Origin of the sequence: Acidovorax sp. GBBC 1281, from assembly GCF_028473645.1 — a bacterium.
GTDB lineage: Bacteria > Pseudomonadota > Gammaproteobacteria > Burkholderiales > Burkholderiaceae_C > Paracidovorax.
This window is the reverse complement of record NZ_CP097269.1, coordinates 1502110-1519748: the sequence shown is the minus strand read 5'-3', so window position 1 is coordinate 1519748 and position 17639 is coordinate 1502110. Positions and strand designations below refer to the sequence as shown.

Below are 17639 nucleotides of genomic sequence, written 5' to 3'. Positions count from 1 at the left end.
GCGCTCCGCGATCACGCCGCGGGCTGCCTGGCGGCGGCGCGGGCCTGGGCGCCATCGCCGGCCACGCCGGCCTTGGCGGTCATGGGCACGTCCTGGGGGGAGACCTGGGCGCCGGGGCGCACGCGCTGCAGGCCGTTGACGACGATGCGTTCGCCGGCCTTCAGGCCCGAGGTGACGACGCGCAGGCCGTTCACCGGCGCGCCCAACTGCACCTCGCGGTACTCGGCCTTGTTGCCCTCGCCCACCACCATCACGTACTTCTTGTTCTGGTCCGTGCCCACGGCGCGCTCGTTGATGAGCACAGCCTGGGTGTTCTTGACCTGGCCCATGCGGATGCGCGCGAACTGGCCGGGCATCAGCACGCCATCCGCGTTGTCGAACACGGCGCGCACGCGCACCGTGCCGCTGCGGGCATCCACCTGGTTGTCGATGAGCTGCAGGTGCCCGGTGTGCGGCGTGCCGCCGGCCGTGCCCGTGCCCATCTGCACCGGAATGCTTTCGATCAGGGTGCGCGCGCTCTTGCCCGAACGCAGGCCCTCCAGCGCCTTCGCCACGATCTGCTCGTCGGTGTCGAAGCTCGCGTAGATCGGGCTCACCGACACCAGCGTGGTCAGCACCGGCGCGCCGGCGCCCGCGGCCACCAGGTTGCCCACGGTGACCTCGATGCGGCCCACGCGGCCCGCGACCGGGGCGCGCACCTGGGTGTAGCCCAGGTTCAGGCGCGCCGTCTGCAGCGCGGCCTGCGCGGCGCGCAGGTTGGCGTCGGCCTCGCGCTGGGCATTCATGCGTTCGTCGTGCTCGCGCTGGGCGATGGCACGCTCTTCCCACAGGCGCGTGGCGCGCTCCATTTCGCTGCGGGTGTAGGAGACGCGGGCCTGCGCGGCGACCACCTGGGCCTCGGCGCGGTCCACCTCGGCGGCGTAGGGCGCGGGGTCCACGGTGACCAGCAGGTCGCCCTGCTTGACCAGCGAGCCTTCTCGGAAATGCACGGCCTGCACGGCGCCGCCCACACGCGGGCGGATGTCCACGCGCTGCACGGCTTCGAGCCGGCCCGAAAACTCGTCCCACAGCGCGATCTCCTGCTGCAGCACGGCGGCCACCGAGACGGGCACCGCGGGCGGTGCGGCTTCCGGGGCCGGGGATTCGGCATGCGAGCTGGGCAGCCCGAAGAGCGTGCCGCCCGCGGCGGCGATGGCGGCCGCGGCGCCGGCGGCGGCCCACCAGCGGCGACGGGAAGGGGAAGTGTGTTGCGGGTTCATGGTGGAAGTCCTCCGGGTTTTTTCAAGGCAAAGGCAAAAAGTCGAAATCGATCGGGCAAGGCTTGCCCCTTCCGGCCCACGGGGGCCAGAAAACAAAAGGGACGCAGCAAACAGCGGAAAGGCGGCGAAAGGCGGGTCGTGCGGCTCGCCGAAGCGGATCGCAGTATCAAACCTCAACCGGGGTTGAGGTCAATGCACCCCGCGGGTCAGCGCGCGGGCAGGTCGGTGGTGGTGAGGGTCAGGGCGCAGGACATCGGGTGGCCTCGAAGAAACGGCTGAACTGCGCCTGAACCTCGGGCGCACAAGGGCATTCGCCCGAACCGGGCTGCAGCAGGGCATCGGGCCACTGGTTCGCCTTGGCGAACACGTGCTGCGTGACTTCCAGCCCCGCCGCCTGCAGCCGGTTGGCGTAGGCGAGGGCTTCGTCGCGCATGGGATCGTCGTCGCCCACCAGCACCAGCGTGTGCGGCAGGCCGGCCAGCCGCTGCGCCATCGCGGGCACGGCATAGGGGTGTTCGGCATCGCGGGTGCAGCGCAGGAACTGCAGCCAGCCATCGGCCCACTTGCAGGCGGTCGATTCGCCCATGGCGGCACGCACCGAAGGCGTGGCGCCGCAGGGGTCGAGCATCGGCGACAGCAGGATCTGTCCGGCCAGCGGCGGATGGGACTGGTCGCGCGCCATCAGCGCCACGCCCGCGGCCAGGTTGCCGCCGGCCTCCTCTCCCGCCACGTACACCCCGGCGCCGGGACCGGCCAGGCGGGTGCGGTGCTTGTGCGCCCACTTGAGCACCAGGTAGCCGGCGTCCACCGGCTGCGGGAAGGGATGGTCGGGCGAGAGCGGGTATGCCACCGACACCACCAGCGCGCCGGCGCGCTCCAGCAGCCGGGCCACCGTGCAGCCGTTGTCCAGATCGCCCGCCACGAAGGCACCGCCATGGAAGTGCACCACCAGCGGCAGCGTTTCCTTGGGCTTCTTGCGGCCGTACATGCGCACGGACACTTCCTGCCCCTTGGCCACCTCAATGGTGGCGTCGGTGCAGGTGGAAGACGATGGCGATGGGGTGAAGGTGCTGGACATGGCGGTGACCGGACAAGACCGGGTGATGTGAAATGTAGCGACGCAGCCGCCGACGATAAACCAGCCAAATGCCACAGCTCTGTTTCCGATTGCCGAACAATCGACGGCACGGGGCCGTGTGAGAATTCCTTGGCCCCATTCGGGGCCAGAGAGAAGGAGGGCCCATGGACCAGATCCAGGCCATGCGGGTTTTTGCAAGGGTGGTGGAGGCAGGTACGTTCACGCGGGCGGCCGATTCGCTGCAATTGCCCAAGGCGACCATTACCAAGTACGTGCAGGCGCTTGAGGCGCGGCTGCGCGTGAAGCTGCTCAACCGCACCACGCGGCGCGTGACCGTCACGGCCGATGGGGCGGCCTACTACGACCGAACGGTGCGCCTGCTCGCCGATTTCGACGACATCGAGGCGAGCATGACGCACGCGCGCGCCACGCCCACCGGCCGGCTGCGCGTGGACGTGGGCACCTCGGTGGCGCGGCTGCTCATCATTCCGCGGCTGGAGGAGTTCCATGCGCGGTTTCCCGACATCCAGATCGACCTGGGGGTGAGCGACCGGCCGGTGGATTTGATCGGCGACAACGTCGACTGCGTGATCCGCGGCGGCGAGTTGACCGACCAGTCGCTGGTGGCACGGCGCATCGGCAACCTGGCCTTCGTCACCGTGGCCGCGCCGGCCTACCTGGAGCGCTACGGCACGCCCACCCACCCCCTCGATCTGGAGGGCGACCACAAGAGCGTGATCTATTTCTCGCCGCTGTCCACCCGCCGCTATCCACTGGAGTTCGTGCGCGACGGCGAGATGATCGAGGTCACCGGGCCCTCGCAACTGGCGGTAAACGAGTCCAACGCCTACTCGGCGGCGCTGGTCGCGGCGCGCGGCGTGGGGCAGATCACGCTGTTCCAGGCGGCCCGGCAACTGGAGCGCGGCGACCTCGTGCGGCTGCTGCCCGAGTGGTCCATTCCGCCCATCCCGATCTACGTGGTGTACCCGCCCAACCGGCACCTGAGCGCCAAGGTGCGGGCCTTCGTGGACTGGGCGGCCGAGCTGTTCGCCAGCGAGCGGTATCTGCAGACCTGAACGTTCGCTATATTTTTCATAGCTACACGCCCTAGTATCGATTGCACTGGGGCCCTTTTCGATGCACACCCGCGCGAGGCCGCCCTCCACCGGCCGCGCGGGGCCGTATGCTCCCCGGCATGACCGAATCCGAAGTCCCCGAACCCGGCGAACCCCCCGCCACCACCGCGCCCTCCACCCCGAGCGCCACGCCACCCGCGCCACCGGCCAGGCAGCCCCGCAACCCCCTGCACGGCATCACGCTCGAAGCCATCGTGGTCGCGCTGCACGACTACTACGGCTGGGAAGGCCTGGCGCAGCGCGTGGCCCTGCGTTGCTTCGAAAGCGATCCCAGCGTGGCGTCCAGCCTGAAATTCCTGCGCAAGACGCCCTGGGCGCGCGAGAAGGTCGAGAGCCTGTACCTGTTCATGCTGCGCGAGCAAAAGCGCCAGGGCGGCGGGCCGGGCTGAACGCGGCCGGCCCTGACAACCAACCCATTCCTGACGGCCCATTCGCGCTGCGCCAGCGCAGCTCAGGCACCCGGGCCGTGCATTCGTCGCAATCGGCTCGCGGCCGCAGGCCCCGGTGGGCACATTGGAGGCACGGAGAGGCACACGCCTGTCCTGATCCCCCAACCCGCCCCAGGAGCCTTCCATGCCCACCGTTTTCGACCGCCGCAACACCACCGCCTCGCCCCACACCCTGGCGCGCACGACCCTCGCCGCCTGCGCCCTGCTCGCGGGCTCCCTGGCCATGGCACAGACCAGCGCGCCGCCGGATGCGGCCACCGCAGCCGCGACTGCGCCCCGAGTGGTTGCGATGGATGCCCCCGCAGGCCGCACGCGCGCCGAGGTCATTGCCGAGCTGCAATGCGCGCGGGCCTCGGGCGAACTGGAGGCCATGGCGATGCAGTCCTATGGCATGCCCACCCCGCCCGTGAACCGGGCCGTGCCCGAATGCGCCGCAGCGGGCGGCACGGCCGTGGCCGGCAGCGCCACCTCCCGCCCCGCTCCGTGAGCCGCGGCGGATTGTGCGGACGGCAGACGCCGTCCGTGCTTCAGGCCGGCACGGGCACCAGGAAGTCGCGGCTGATGCCCGCGCCCAGCTCGTTCACCCGGTCCAGGAACTGCGTAAGGTACGCATGCAGCCCGGTGGACAGGATCTCGTCGATGCGGCCGTAGCGCAGGTCGGCCAGCAGCCGGCCCGCCTTGCGCTGGGTTTCCGACGACTGGTCGTTGGCCACCACCGCCAGGTTCTCGCCCACCTCGTGCAGGCTGGCGTGCAGCGAGCGCGGCATGTCGCGGCGCAGGATGAGCAGGTCGGCCACGCGCTCGGGCGTGATGACGTCGCGGTACACGCGGCGGTACACCTCAAACGCCGACACGCTGCGCAGGATGGCGCTCCAGTGGTAGAAGTCGAACTCCTGCGGCGCGGCCCGACTGCGGTCGCGCGTGCCCGATCCGTGGAAGTCGCTCTGCACCGCGTGGAACTTCACGTCCAGCAGCCGCGCGGTGTTGTCCGAGCGCTCGAGGAACGTGCCCAGCCGCAGGAAATGAAAGGCCTCGTCCTGCAGCATGGTGCCCAGCGTAACGCCGCGCGACAGGTGCGAGCGGTACTTGACCCATTCGAAGAACTGGCCCGGATCGCGTTCGAACAAGCTGCCTTCCAGCTGGCGGTGCAGCTCCAGCCAAGTCTGGTTCTGCGTCTCCCACACCTCGGTGGTGAGCGCCCCGCGCACGGCCCGGGCGTTCTCGCGCGCGGCGCGCAGGCACGACAGGATGGACGACGGGTTGTTGCCGTCGCGCACCATGAACTCCAGCACCCCTTCGCGCGTGACCTCGCCGTGCCGCGCGGTGTAGGCGGGGATCAGTTCGCTGATCGACAGCAGGCCCAGCCAGCTCTCCTGCGCCACGTCGGCCGACTGCGGGAGCAGCGAAGTCTCGTAGCTCACGTTGAGCATGCGGGCGGTGTTTTCTGCCCGCTCGGTATAGCGGGACATCCAGAACAAGTGATCGGCAGTGCGGCTCAGCATGCGGCCTCCCCGGGCAGAAAACCCCGCACGCGCTGTGTTGATGAAAGCCCGCCCGCAGCGGTCTTTTCTGCCCGCTCGGTGTAGCGGGACATCCAGAACAAGTGATCGGCAGTGCGGCTCAGCATGCGGTCTCCTCGGGCAGCAAACCCCGCACGCCTTGCGTGCCAAGGCCATGGGATGATGAAAAACGATCGTGGGCCAGCCGCTTCATGCAACGCTCCCTTCTTCTCCCAGCACCCAGGTATCCTTGGTGCCGCCGCCCTGCGATGAATTCACCACGAGCGAGCCCTCCTTGAGCGCGACGCGCGTCAGGCCGCCGGCGGCCATCTGCACCTTCTGGCCGCTCAGCACGAAGGGGCGCAGATCGATGTGGCGCGGGGCGATGCCCGATTCCACGTAGGTCGGGCAGCTGGAGAGCGACAGCGTGGGCTGGGCGATGTAGCCCGAGGGATTGGCCAGCACCGCGGCGCGGAACTCCTCGATCTCGGCTTTCGTCGCGGCCGGGCCGATCAGCATGCCGTAGCCCCCGGCGCCGTGCACTTCCTTCACGACCAGTTCGTGCAGGTGGTCCAGCACGTAGGCCAGGTCGTCGGGCTTGCGGCACACCCAGGTGGGCACGTTGGCGAGGATGGGCTCCTCGCCCAGGTAGAAGCGGATCATGTCGGGCACGTAGGGGTACACCGACTTGTCGTCGGCGATGCCCGTGCCTACGGCGTTGCAGATCGCCACGTTGCCCGCGCGGTAGGCGTTCATGAGGCCCGCGCAGCCCAGGGTGGAGGTGGGCCGGAAGACCTGGGGGTCGAGAAAATCGTCGTCCACGCGGCGGTAGATCACGTCCACCTGCTTGAGGCCGCGCGTGGTGCGCATGTACACGAAGTTGTCCTTGACCACGAGGTCCTGGCCCTCGACCAGTTCCACGCCCATCTGCTGCGCGAGGAAGGCATGCTCGAAGTACGCGCTGTTGTACATGCCGGGCGTGAGCACCACCACCGTCGGCTGCGCCGTGGCGGCGGGGGCGCTCGCCCGCAGGGTGTCCAGCAGCAGGTCGGGATAGTGGGCGACCGGCGCCACGCGGTGCGTGCGGAACAGCTCCGGGAAAAGCCGCATCATCATCTTGCGGTTTTCCAGCATGTACGACACGCCCGAGGGCACGCGCAGGTTGTCTTCCAGCACGTAGTAGATGCCGTTGCCGCTCGCGTCCGGGGCGCGCACGATGTCGATGCCGGCGATGTGCGCGTACAGGTCGCGCGGCACATCCACGCCGGCCATCTCGGGCCGGTACTGGGCGTTCTTGAGGATCAGGTCCGAGGGGATGATGCCGGCGTGCAGGATGTCCTGGCCGTGGTAGACGTCGTGGATGAAGCGGTTGAGCGCCGTGACGCGCTGCACCAGTCCCTGCTGCATGCGCGCCCACTCGTGCGCGGGAATGATGCGGGGGATCAGGTCGAAGGGAATGAGCCGCTCGGTGCCGGCGCCGTCCTCGTCCTTGGCGCCGTACACCGCGAAGGTGATGCCCACCCGGCGGAAGATCATCTCGGCCTCGGCGCGGCGCGCCTGCATGGCCTCGTCTGGCTGGCCCGACAACCATTGGCCGTAGCGCTTGTAGTGGGGGCGCACGTCGCTGCCGTCGAACGGCAGCATCGTGTACATCTCATCGAACTTCTGCATAACTGGTGCCTCCTGTAACCAGCATAGCAAGTTGTGAGCCGGGTTTTGACGACCGGCGGGCACGTGCGCGTTTTACCGCTGGCACGCCGGGGTGATGGCGCGCCGTCCTCACGGCAACGGGGCGGGTGCGTGGTGCCAGTAGCGCCGGCCCGCGTCGCGTTCGCACTGCCATTGGCCGGGCGACTCGGACGCCCAGGTGGCGGCGCCGCAGCGCGGCGAATCGAGCAGCACGGCGCCCCGCTCGCGGTACCGCGACACCACCTCCGGCGCGGGATGGCCGAAGCGGTTGCGGTAGCCGGCCTGCACCAGCGCGGTGCGGGGCCGGGCCGCATCCAGCAGCGCGGGCGTGGAAGACGTCTTGCTGCCGTGGTGCGGCACCAGCAGCACATCGACCGGCGCAATGGCGCCGCGCGCCACCAGGGCGGCCTCCTGCGCCTGCTCGATGTCGCCCACCAGCAGCGCGGACGGCGCGGCGCCCTGCCCCGAGGTGCCTTGCGGCGCCGGGGCGGCCGTGATCCGCAGCACGCAGCTCAGGGTGTTGGGCCGCACGGCAGGCCGGGGCCCGTCGGATGGCAGCGATGCCTGCGCCTCCAGCGGGTGCAGCACCTCGAACAGCACGCCGTCCCAGGCCCACCGCTGGCCCGCCAGGCACGGCGCCGCGGGGCGCAGTTGCTGCAGGGCATGCTCGTTCTCGATCGAACCCATGAGCCCCGCCTGCGGCTGCTGCGCCAGCACGGCGGAGGCCCCGCCGGTGTGGTCGGTGTCGCGGTGGCTCAGCATCAGCAGGTCGATGCGCTCGCCCATGCTGCGCAGCAGCGGCACCAGCACACGGTCGCCCGCATCGCTGTCCAGCCCATAGCGGGGCCCCGCGTCGTACAGCATGGCGTGGCGCGCGGTGCGCACCAGCACGGCCTGGCCCTGCCCCACGTCGGCGGCCAGCAGGTCGAACTGGCCCGGCGGCGGGCGGTGCGGCTGCCACCACAGCACGGGGATCAGCAGCGGCACGCCCAGGGCCCGCAACGGCCAGGGCCAGCGCAAGGCCAGCAGCGTGCCGCCCGCCACCCCGGCCACGCCCGCCCACACCGGAGCGGCGGGCAGCGACACCGCGGCCCACGGCAACGCGGCCAGCCACTGCAGCAGGCCGGCAAACGGCAGCACGCACCACGCGGCGGCCGTCCACAGCGGCGCCCACAGGGTGCCGGCCAAAGCCAGCGGGGTGACCAGCAGCGTGATCCAGGGAATCGCCACCAGGTTGGCCAGCAGGCCGACGACGGACACCTGCCCGAACAGCAGCAGCGTGAGCGGCGTGAGGGCGAGCGTGACCACCCACTGCTCGCGCAGCATGGATGCCAATCGGCCCGATGCCCTAGATTCATTTGCCTCTTTTGCTATTGAATCAGTAGCAAACAGCACTGCCACCGCAACGAAGCTCAGCCAGAAACCCGCCTGCAGCAGCGCCCAGGGATCGGCCAGCACGACCACCGCGCAGGCCAGCAGCCAGACCTGGGGCCAGGGCCAGCGCCGCCCGGATAACCGCAGCAGCGCCACGGTGGCCAGCATGCACACCGTGCGCTGCGCCGGCACGCCCCAGCCGCTGAACACGGCATAGGCCCAGGCCAGCAGCACGCCCCCGGCCAGCGCCGCCGTCGGCGCCGGCAGGGCCAGGCACCAGCGCGGCACGCGGCGCCACAGCGCGCCGACCCCCGCTGCGGCCAACCAGGCGAACAACGTGATGTGCAGGCCCGAGATGCTGACGAGGTGCGCCACGCCCGTGGCCCGGAACACGTCCCAATCGGCCCGGTCGATCGCGCGTTGGTCGCCGGTGACCAGCGCGGCCACCACGCCCGCGGCGCGGGTGCGTGCGGCATTGCCGCCATCGTCCAGGCCCGTGCCGGCATCGACCGGCGCCAGGTGGGCCAGGATGGCATCGCGCACCGCCTGGCGCGCCCGCTGCACCGGGTAGCGCCAGGTCGCCTCCAGCCGCCGGGGCGGTTCGTCCCGCGCGCCGGTGCGCACGTAGCCGGTGGCCTGCACGCCCTGCTCCCACCACGCCAGCTCGGCATCGAAACCGTGCGGGTTGCGCAGGCCGTGGGGTGCCTTCAGGCGCACGGTCATGCGCCAGCGCTCGCCAGCCTGCACCTGGGTGGACAGCCGCCGCACGTCCGCCGCGCCGGCGGCCTCGCCGAAGGTACCCACGTACCAGGCCACATCGATCACCGGCGGCACCGTGACCGCCTGGCCGTCCAGCACTGCCGATTCCACCGCCATGCGCAAGCGCACGCCGGAGTCGCCGGTCTGCGGCATGGCGGCCACCACGCCCACGATGGCGATGTCGCGGCCTTCCAGCGCCGGCGGCAAGGCCCCCTGCAGGAACAGCAGCGCCCGCAGCCCTGTCGCGCCCCCCATGAAGACCAGGCCGCAGGCCAGCATCCACCCGCGCGAGCCGCACCAGGCCGGCCGCCGCCCGCGGCCCGACGGCACCACCGCCGCCACGGCCCCCAGCAGCCCGCCCAGCGCCGCCGCCGCATAGGCGGCCAGCGGCCACAACGCCGCCTGCGTGAGCTGCAGCACCGCACCCGCCAGCACCCCAACCAGCCACCAGGGCCAGCGCCAGGGGCGCGCCATGGCAGGCGTGGCGAGGACGGCAGGGGCGGGAGACGGCTGCGGCATGCGCGGATGCTAATGGCGGTCGACGGCAGCGTTTCCTTTTAGCGACAGCCTGGCGCTTTCCGCCTATTGGCATAGCCCATCTTCATGGCCAACCTAGGGTCGATTCACCTTTACTTTTACAGAATGTTGCTTATCATTTGAACCATATTTATCAAATACCGCGTTTAGGAGTGCCATATGTCGCTGCGAAATCTCACCGTCAGAGCCCAGTTGACGCTTTCTTTCGGGGTGCTGGCCTTGCTGGTGCTGGTGGCCTCCAGCGTGGCGGTTTGGGGGCTCAATGGGGCCAAGGAGAACTTCAGCGACTACGTGAATGGCGTCGCCGCACGCGCCAAGCTATCCGAACAGATCCGCATGGCGGTGGATCGCCGGGCCATCGCGGCCCGCAATCTGGTACTGGTGAAGAGCGATGCCGACGTGGCGGTGGAGAAGGCGGCGGCGATCGAGGCGCACAAGGACGTGCAGGCCAACATGGCCAAGCTGAAAGACATGGTCAGCCACGGCGAGGCCCCCCCGGCCATCAGGACCCTGGTGGGTGAGATCGACAAAGTGGAGCAGGCCTACGGCACCGTGGCCCTGGACATCATCAACCTGGCCGTGTCGGGCCAGCGTGAGCAGGCCACCACCAAGATGAACGCGGAATGCCGCCCCCTGCTGGCCGCGCTGATCGCCAAGACGAACGAATACTCGCTCGCCACGGACCAGCGGGCGAACGCCCTGGTCAAGGAGGCGGAGGCTGAGTTCCGGTGGCAGCGGTCCCTGCTGCTGGGCGCCTGCCTGCTGGCCTTCGCCGCGGCGGCCATCGCCGGCGTGCTGATCACGCGCAGCCTCACCCGCTCGCTGGGTGCCGAGCCTTCCGAGCTGAGCTCCGCGGCCCAGCGCGTGGCGCAGGGCGACCTGTCCGACATGGCCGGCCTGGCCAACGCCCTGCCCGGCAGCGTGCTGGCCTCGCTGGGCACCATGCAGCAGAGCCTGGTGTCCATCGTGGCGGAGGTGCGCAACGCCAGCGACTCCATCGCCACCGGCTCGATGGAAATCTCCACCGGCAACACCGACCTGAGCCAGCGCACCGAAGAGCAGGCCAGCGCGCTGGAGCAGGTGGCATCGACCATGGAACAGTTCAGCACCACGGTGCGCAACAACGCGGACAACGCCAAGCAGGCCGATCAGTTGGCCCAGGACGCGACCACGGTGGCCACCCAGGGCGGCGGCGTGGTGACCCAGGTGGTCAAGACCATGAAGGACATCAACGACAGCTCGCGGCAGATCTCCGACATCATCGGCGTGATCGATGGCATCGCCTTCCAGACCAACATCCTCGCCTTGAACGCCGCCGTGGAAGCCGCCCGCGCCGGCGAACAGGGCCGGGGCTTCGCCGTGGTGGCCTCCGAGGTGCGCAGCCTGGCCGGCCGTTCGGCCGACGCCGCCAAGCAGATCAAGGGCCTGATCGGCACCAGCGTGGAGCGGGTGTCGCAGGGCTCCGAACTGGTGGACGAGGCCGGCCGCACGATGCAGGAAGTGGTCGGCGCGATCCAGCGCGTCACCGAAATGGTGGCGCAGATCCGCGGTGCCAGCGCCGAGCAGAGCGCCGGCGTCGGGCAGATCAGCCAGGCCATCAGCCAGATCGACCAGACCACGCAGCAGAACGCCGCGCTGGTGGAAGAAAGCGCCGCCGCCGCGCAGAGCCTGGAGCAGCAGACGCGCCGGCTGGTGGACGCGGTCGCCATCTTCAAGCTCGATGCCCAGGCCATCCTGTCCGCCTCCGGCCAGCCGGCCCTGCGCAGCCCCGCCAAGGCCGCCCTGCCCCCGGCCTTCCAGCCTCGCCGCCCCGCCCTGGCCTGAGCGAATGGGCGCCGCCGCCGCCCAGGGCGGCCGCGAGGAACGACGAACGCAGAGAACCGCCAGCCGGTTGTGCAACACTTGCGCGCTGCGCCGCAGGCCCCCGGGCTTGCGGCCTTTTTCTGCCTTCTCACTCCTCCCGTTGCCAAGGAACACCATGAGCGTTTACGACAAGCTGAAAGAACTCGACATCACCCTGCCCCCCGTCTCGGTCCCCGCCGCGGCCTACGTGCCCTATGTGCAGACCGGCAACCTGGTGTTCCTGAGCGGGCACATCGCGCGCAAGGACGGCAAGCCCTGGGCCGCGCAGTTCGGCCGCAGCATCACCACCGAAGAAGGCAAGGCGGCCGCGCGGGCCGTGGCCATCGACCTGCTGGGCACGCTGCATGCGGCCACCGGCGGCGACCTGAACCGGGTCAAGCGCATCGTCAAGGTGATGAGCCTGGTCAATTCGACGGGCGAGTTCACCGAACAGCATCTGGTGACCAACGGCGCGAGCGAACTGTTCGGCCAGGTGTTCGGCGACAAGGGCGTGCACGCCCGCAGCGCCTTCGGCGTGGCGCAGATCCCCATGGGCGCCTGCGTGGAAATCGAATTGATCGCCGAACTGGGCTGATCGCGCGCCCTCGTTCGCGCGAGGGGTGGCTGGCGCAGGCCTGGGCCTGGGCCTGGGGCGCCCACCCCGTCGAGACCGGGACCCGCTCGCGCTGCGGGTCACCCCTGCTTTCGACGGCCCCCCTCGCGGTGGCCCCACGGCCGGCAGCCCCCCTGATGCATCGGGGGCTTCGCAGCCGGTGCGTGTCAATGCTTCCCTAGAACGACGTCCAGTCGTCGTCCCCACCGCCCGCCGTCGCGCGCGCGGCGGCTGCGGGCTTCGGGGCGGGCGCGCTGCCCTTCGATGAGGGCGGGCTGGCAGGCGCGGGGCGGCCTCCCGCGGCCGCTGCGCTGACCGGTGCGCCTGCCGCCTGGAGCGCAGGCGCGGGCGTTGGCCTGGGCCCCTGGGTCGGCACTTTGGCCGGCGCCTTCGCCGGTGCGGCAACGGCACGCGGCGCCGGACGCGGTGGCGTGCTCGGTGCCGGACGCGGTGTCAGACGCGCTGTCGGCGCGGCCACCGGGGCCTGCGCCGCCGCGGCGCCCGGCGCAAAACCCGCCCCGTGATCCACCCGGAACACCGACACGGTGCGGGTCAACTGGTCCGCCTGCTCGCGCAGGCTCTGGGCGGCCGCGGCGCTTTCTTCCACCAGCGCCGCGTTCTGCTGGGTCATCTGGTCCAGGTGGCCCACGGCCTGGTTCACCTGCGAGATGCCGGCGCTTTGCTGCGACGTCGCGGCCGTGACCTCGCCGATCATGTCGGTCACGCGCTGCACGGACTGCACGATGTCCGCCATCGTGGCGCCCGCGTCCTGCACCAGGCGCGAGCCCGCATGCACCCGCTCCACGGAGGCGCCGATCAGGCCCTTGATCTCGCGCGCGGCCTCGGCGCTGCGCCCGGCCAGCAGGCGCACCTCGCCCGCCACCACGGCGAAGCCCCGGCCCTGCTCGCCCGCACGCGCCGCCTCCACGGCGGCGTTGAGCGCCAGGATGTTGGTCTGGAAGGCGATGCCGTCGATCACGCCGATGATGTCCTCGATCTTGCGGCTGCTTTGCTGGATCTCCTCCATCGTGGACACCACCTGCGCCACCACCTCGCCGCCACGCCGCGCAACGCCCGAAGCGCCTTCGGCCAGGCCGCTGGCCTCGCGGGCGCTGCCGGCGCTTTGCTGCAGGGTGCTGGAGAACTGCTCCATGGTCGCAGCGGTCTGCTGCAGGTTGCTGGACGTCTGCTCGGTGCGCGCGGACAGGTCCTGGTTGCCCGCGGCGATCTCCGCGCTCGCGATGGCGATGCTGTCGGTGCTGCGGCGCACCTGCTGCACCATGCGGCCCAGCGAGTCGCCCATGGTCTGCAGCGAACGCAGCAGATCGCCCAGCTCGTCGCCGCGCACCGAGGTCTGCGTGGCGCTCAGGTCGCCGCCCGCGATGCGCGCGGCCAGCGCGTTGGCCTCGGCCAGCGGCTGCTGGATGCTGCGGATCAGCACATAAGCACCCGCCACCATGCACGCCACCAGCAGCGCCACGGCCAGGGCACCCACGCGCACGGTCACCAGCCGCTCGGCCGCCACAGCCTGCTGCCCGGCCTGGGCGTTGCGCTGCTGCAGCTGCACGAAGTCGCGCAGGGTCTGCAGGTAGGCGGCCACCGCCGGGCTGTAGCTTTGCTTGACCAGCGCCGTCGCTTCGGCCTGCTGGCCGTCGGCCTTCAATTGCCGCGCCCGCGCACGCAGCTCGGTCATCGTCTTGCGGGCGGCGACGATGGCGGCCATCTGCGCCTTGTCGGCCTCCGAGAGCGGCAAGGCCTCCAGCGATTTCTGCACCTCGGTGATCTGCGCGGAGGTGGCGGCGATCAGGTCCTTGAACTCCGCCTCCATGGCCGGGTCGCTGCTCACGATGATGGCCTGCGTGCGCGCGGCGTTGGTCTCGGTGAGCCCGGCCCAGCGCAGGGCCGCCTCGACCCGCATGGCCATGTCGGCCGTGACCTGCGCGGAGCGCGCCTGCGTGGCGGCCGAGCGATAGGCCGAGGTACCGACCACGGCGGCCAGTGCGATCACGATCGCGACGACGGCCCCCCACAGCTTGTGGGAAATGCGCAGATTTTTCATGGCCGATCTCCGTTCGCTCCAGCAACCACCAGAGAGAGCTCCATGGTGCCAACGGTTGAGCCGCCTTGTGCAGCGCGAAAACCCTTGTGCGCTGCACAAGGCGGCAGGCGGGCGCCGGGGGCCCGCCGCAACAGGTTATTCGACCCGGAACACCGCCGACGGCTTGAAGCCCAGATCGGCGGCCTTGCCCTTGCGCCCGCGCGGCGAGCGGGCGTTGTTCAGCGAGCGGATCTCCAGCGTCTCCTCGCGCTCCTTGCCGCCGCGCCCCAGGCCTTCCAGGCGAATGCTGCGCGTGTACGCCACTGCGCCCGCCAACGTGTCCTTCGGCTCCAGGTCGATCAGCATCAGGCCACGGCCGCCGTTGGCCATGGTCTTGAGTTCGCCGATCTCGAACGTCAGGATGCGCCCGCCCGCCGATGCGCAGGCCACGTGCGTGGCCGGCGCCAGCAGTTGCGCACCACTGGTGCCCCAGGCATGGGACGGGCGGCACACGGTCTCGCCCTCGCCCAGCGAGAGGAAGGCCTTGCCGCCCCGCTGGCGCGCCGTCATGTTCTCGACCGAGGCGAGGAAGCCGTAGCCGCCCGACCCCGCCAGCAGCAGCGTGGCGACCGCCGGCCCGGCGAAGTAATGCAGCAGTTGCGTGCCCGACTCCAGCTCGATGAGCGTGGTGACCGGCTGGCCGTCGCCGCGCGCGCCGGGCAGCAGCGACACCGCCACCGAATACACCCGGCCGTTGCTGCCGAAGGCCAGCAGCGTGTCGACCGTGCGGCATTCGAAGGTGGCATACAGGCCGTCGCCCGCCTTGAAGGCGAAGCTGCCCGGCTCGTGCCCATGGCCGCTGCGCGCGCGCACCCAGCCCTTTTGCGAGACGACCACGGTCACGGGCTCGTCCACCACGCGCACCTCCGCGATGGCCTTCTTCTCGGCCTGGATGAGCGTGCGGCGCGCATCGGCGAAGGTCTTGGCGTCGGCCTCGATCTCCCGGATCATCAGGCGCCGCAGCGAACCAGGGTTGCCCAGGATGTCCTCCAGCTTGCCCTGCTCGGCGCGCAGCTCCTTCAGCTCCTGCTCGATCTTGATGGCCTCCAGCCGCGCCAGCTGGCGCAGGCGGATTTCCAGGATGTCCTCGGCCTGCCGGTCCGACAGCGCGAAGCGCGCGATCAGCGCCGCCTTGGGCTCGTCGCTCGCGCGGATGATGGCGATCACCTCGTCGATGTTGAGCAGCACGATCTGCCGCCCTTCGAGGATGTGGATGCGGTCCAGCACCTTGCCCAGGCGGTGCTGCGAGCGCCGCACGATGGTGCCCTGGCGGAAGGCGATCCATTCCTCCAGCATCTTGCGCAGCGACTTCTGCACCGGCTTGCCGTCCAGCCCCACCATGGTCAGGTTGATGGGCGAGGAGGTCTCCAGGCTGGTGTGCGCCAGCAGCGTGGTGATCAGTTCCTGCTGCGGCACCTTGCCGGTCTTGGGTTCGAACACCAGGCGCACCGGTGCGTCCTTGCTGGACTCGTCGCGCACGGCATCGAGCACGGCCAGCACGCTGCCTTTGAGCTGCACCTGGTCCTGCGACAGGGCCTTCTTGCCGGCCTTGACCTTGGGGTTGGTGATCTCCTCGATCTCCTCCAGCACCTTCTGCGTGCTGACGCCGGGCGGCAGCTCGGTCACGATGAGCTGCCACTGGCCGCGCGCGAGGTCTTCGATCTTCCAGCGCGCGCGCACCTTGAGGCTGCCGCGCCCCGTGCGGTAGGCGTCGGCGATGTCGCCCGCCGTGCTGATGATCTGGCCGCCGCCGGGGTAGTCCGGCCCGGGCACGATGGCCATCAGCTCCGCCTCGGACAGCTGCGGTGCCTTGATGAGCGCCACGCAGGCATCGGCGATCTCGCGCAGGTTGTGGCTCGGGATTTCGGTCGCCAGGCCCACTGCGATGCCGCTGGCGCCGTTGAGCAGCGCGAACGGCAGGCGCGCGGGCAGCTGGCGCGGCTCCTGCGTGCTGCCGTCGTAGTTGGGCATGAAATCGACCGTGCCCTCGTCGATCTCGTCGAGCAGCAGGCTGGTGATGCGCGACAGCCGCGCCTCGGTGTAGCGCATGGCCGCGGCGCCGTCGCCGTCGCGGCTACCGAAGTTGCCCTGCCCGTCGATCAGCGGGTAGCGCTGGTTGAAGTCCTGCGCCAGGCGCACCAGCGCGTCGTAGGCCGACTGGTCGCCGTGGGGGTGGAAACGGCCCAGCACGTCGCCCACCACGCGGGCGCTCTTGACCGGCTTGGCCGCCACGTTGCGGGTCGGGCCCGAATAGCCCAGGCCCATGCGGTCCATGGAATAGAGGATGCGGCGCTGCACGGGCTTGAGGCCGTCGCACACGTCGGGCAGCGCGCGGCCCTTGACCACGGACAGGGCGTATTCCAGGTAGGCGCGCTGGGCGTAGCCGGCCAGGCCCAGGCTGTCGTCCGATTCGGGCGGGGAAAGATCGAGAGGGGTTTGGTCGCTCATTCGGGAAATCGAAGGTCAAGGGGCGCGCGGGGCGCCGACGGTGCGGGCCGGCAGGCCGGCCGCAGCGCTTTGGGAAGGGGTGTCATCGGAACCGGCGCCCAGTTCCATGCGCACCCGGCCCGGCGTGGCCCGGTGGGCCAGCAGCGGTGCCGGGGGCTTGAGCTGGGCATACAGGCCCAGCACGCTTTTCACGTAGTTCTGCGTTTCGCGGTAGGCCGGAATGCGGTTGCCGGCGCGCTGCACCGCGCCCTCGCCCGCGTTGTAGGCGGCCAGCGCCAGATCGGTGCGGCCATCGAAGAGGTCCAGCAGGTGCCGCAGGTAGCGCGTGCCGGCGGACACGTTGATCGCCGGCTCGGTGAGCTTTTGCTCCACCGAGCGGCGCGCCTCGCCCGCCACGCCGAAGCGGGACGCCGTGGCCGGCATGAGCTGCATCAGCCCCACCGCGCCCTTGGGCGATACGGCGCGCGCGTCGAAGCCCGATTCGGTGGCGATCAATGCCTGCAGCAGTTCATAGTCCACGCCGTTCTGGCTGGCCGATGCGCGCAGGTGGTGCTTGACGCGCTTGTAGTCGGGGGAGATGTCGAAGAACGCCAGCAGCCGGGCGCCGGACGGCGTGGCCGCGGTGGCGCCCGCGGATGCCGCGGCAGGGCCGTCGCGGGTGGAGTCGAAATCGTTGCCGCGAAAGAACAGCCCGTAGCGCCCGTCCACCTGCTCGGCCGCGAAGTGGGTCACGCCGCGCTCGTCCACATAGGCCCACAGGTCGGCGCGCGCCGTTTGCTGCAAAAACAATAGCAGCATGCCGGCGCAAACCATGCGCCAGAGGCCAGAAAGGCCCGAACGTCCGAACCGGTCGCGCCA

The 17639-nt window shown here is 70.4% G+C and carries 13 protein-coding genes and 1 pseudogene; 5 read left to right on the top strand and 9 right to left on the bottom strand.

What is annotated here, in order from left to right:
• Window positions 1–11: 11 nt before the first annotated feature.
• Together M5C96_RS06930 and M5C96_RS06925 are read right to left on the bottom strand one after the other, a co-directional pair.
• Window positions 12–1259: an efflux RND transporter periplasmic adaptor subunit gene (locus M5C96_RS06930; RefSeq protein WP_272568102.1), complete on the bottom strand. Its 1248-nt coding sequence runs from the start codon at window positions 1257–1259 to the stop codon at window positions 12–14.
• A gap of 238 nt (window positions 1260–1497) precedes the next feature.
• On the bottom strand, window positions 1498–2337 hold the full coding sequence (locus tag M5C96_RS06925; RefSeq protein ID WP_272568100.1) for an alpha/beta hydrolase: 840 nt from the start codon (window positions 2335–2337) through the stop codon (window positions 1498–1500).
• Window positions 2338–2501: 164 nt separating this feature from the next.
• On the opposite strand from M5C96_RS06925, the gene M5C96_RS06920 reads away from it, so the two are divergent.
• From M5C96_RS06920 to M5C96_RS06910, 3 genes are all read left to right on the top strand, one after another.
• Complete coding sequence (locus M5C96_RS06920) at window positions 2502–3413, top strand: LysR family transcriptional regulator (protein ID WP_272568098.1); 912 nt, start codon at window positions 2502–2504, stop codon at window positions 3411–3413.
• A 119-nt stretch (window positions 3414–3532) separates the two neighbouring features.
• Window positions 3533–3862 carry a VF530 family protein gene (locus tag M5C96_RS06915; RefSeq protein WP_272568097.1) on the top strand — a complete coding sequence of 110 codons (330 nt, stop codon included), beginning with the start codon at window positions 3533–3535 and terminating at the stop codon, window positions 3860–3862.
• A 184-nt stretch (window positions 3863–4046) separates the two neighbouring features.
• A complete protein-coding gene (locus M5C96_RS06910; protein WP_272568095.1) occupies window positions 4047–4409 on the top strand; it encodes a DUF4148 domain-containing protein in 363 nt (120 codons plus the stop codon).
• Window positions 4410–4449: 40 nt separating this feature from the next.
• Here the strand turns inward: M5C96_RS06910 and M5C96_RS06905 are convergent, their stop codons facing one another.
• The 4 genes and pseudogenes from M5C96_RS06905 to M5C96_RS06890 all read right to left on the bottom strand — a co-directional run bounded on the left by M5C96_RS06905 (window position 4450) and on the right by M5C96_RS06890 (window position 9762).
• A complete protein-coding gene (locus tag M5C96_RS06905) occupies window positions 4450–5424 on the bottom strand; it encodes an alpha-E domain-containing protein (RefSeq protein WP_272568093.1) in 975 nt (324 codons plus the stop codon).
• Between the two features lie 56 nt (window positions 5425–5480).
• Window positions 5481–5549, bottom strand: a pseudogene (locus tag M5C96_RS26900) (alpha-E domain-containing protein); the annotation flags it as partial.
• Between the two features lie 82 nt (window positions 5550–5631).
• Window positions 5632–7092, bottom strand: coding sequence for a circularly permuted type 2 ATP-grasp protein (locus tag M5C96_RS06895; protein WP_272568087.1), 1461 nt, complete (start codon window positions 7090–7092; stop codon window positions 5632–5634).
• A gap of 108 nt (window positions 7093–7200) precedes the next feature.
• Window positions 7201–9762: a DNA internalization-related competence protein ComEC/Rec2 gene (locus M5C96_RS06890; protein WP_272568085.1), complete on the bottom strand. Its 2562-nt coding sequence runs from the start codon at window positions 9760–9762 to the stop codon at window positions 7201–7203.
• A gap of 177 nt (window positions 9763–9939) precedes the next feature.
• Here M5C96_RS06890 and M5C96_RS06885 point away from each other — a divergent pair, with 177 nt between their 5' ends.
• A complete protein-coding gene (locus tag M5C96_RS06885; protein WP_272568084.1) occupies window positions 9940–11604 on the top strand; it encodes a methyl-accepting chemotaxis protein in 1665 nt (554 codons plus the stop codon).
• Between the two features lie 154 nt (window positions 11605–11758).
• Window positions 11759–12217, top strand: a complete 459-nt coding sequence (locus tag M5C96_RS06880) for a RidA family protein (protein ID WP_272568083.1) — start codon at window positions 11759–11761, stop codon at window positions 12215–12217.
• A 196-nt stretch (window positions 12218–12413) separates the two neighbouring features.
• Here the strand turns inward: M5C96_RS06880 and M5C96_RS06875 are convergent, their stop codons facing one another.
• From M5C96_RS06875 to M5C96_RS06865, 3 genes are all read right to left on the bottom strand, one after another.
• Window positions 12414–14294, bottom strand: a complete 1881-nt coding sequence (locus M5C96_RS06875; protein WP_272568081.1) for a methyl-accepting chemotaxis protein — start codon at window positions 14292–14294, stop codon at window positions 12414–12416.
• A gap of 135 nt (window positions 14295–14429) precedes the next feature.
• Window positions 14430–16781: a DNA topoisomerase IV subunit A gene (gene parC, locus M5C96_RS06870; RefSeq protein ID WP_272568080.1), complete on the bottom strand. Its 2352-nt coding sequence runs from the start codon at window positions 16779–16781 to the stop codon at window positions 14430–14432.
• Window positions 16782–16796: 15 nt separating this feature from the next.
• On the bottom strand, window positions 16797–17579 hold the full coding sequence (locus M5C96_RS06865; protein WP_272568078.1) for a lytic transglycosylase domain-containing protein: 783 nt from the start codon (window positions 17577–17579) through the stop codon (window positions 16797–16799).
• Window positions 17580–17639: the final 60 nt, after the last annotated feature.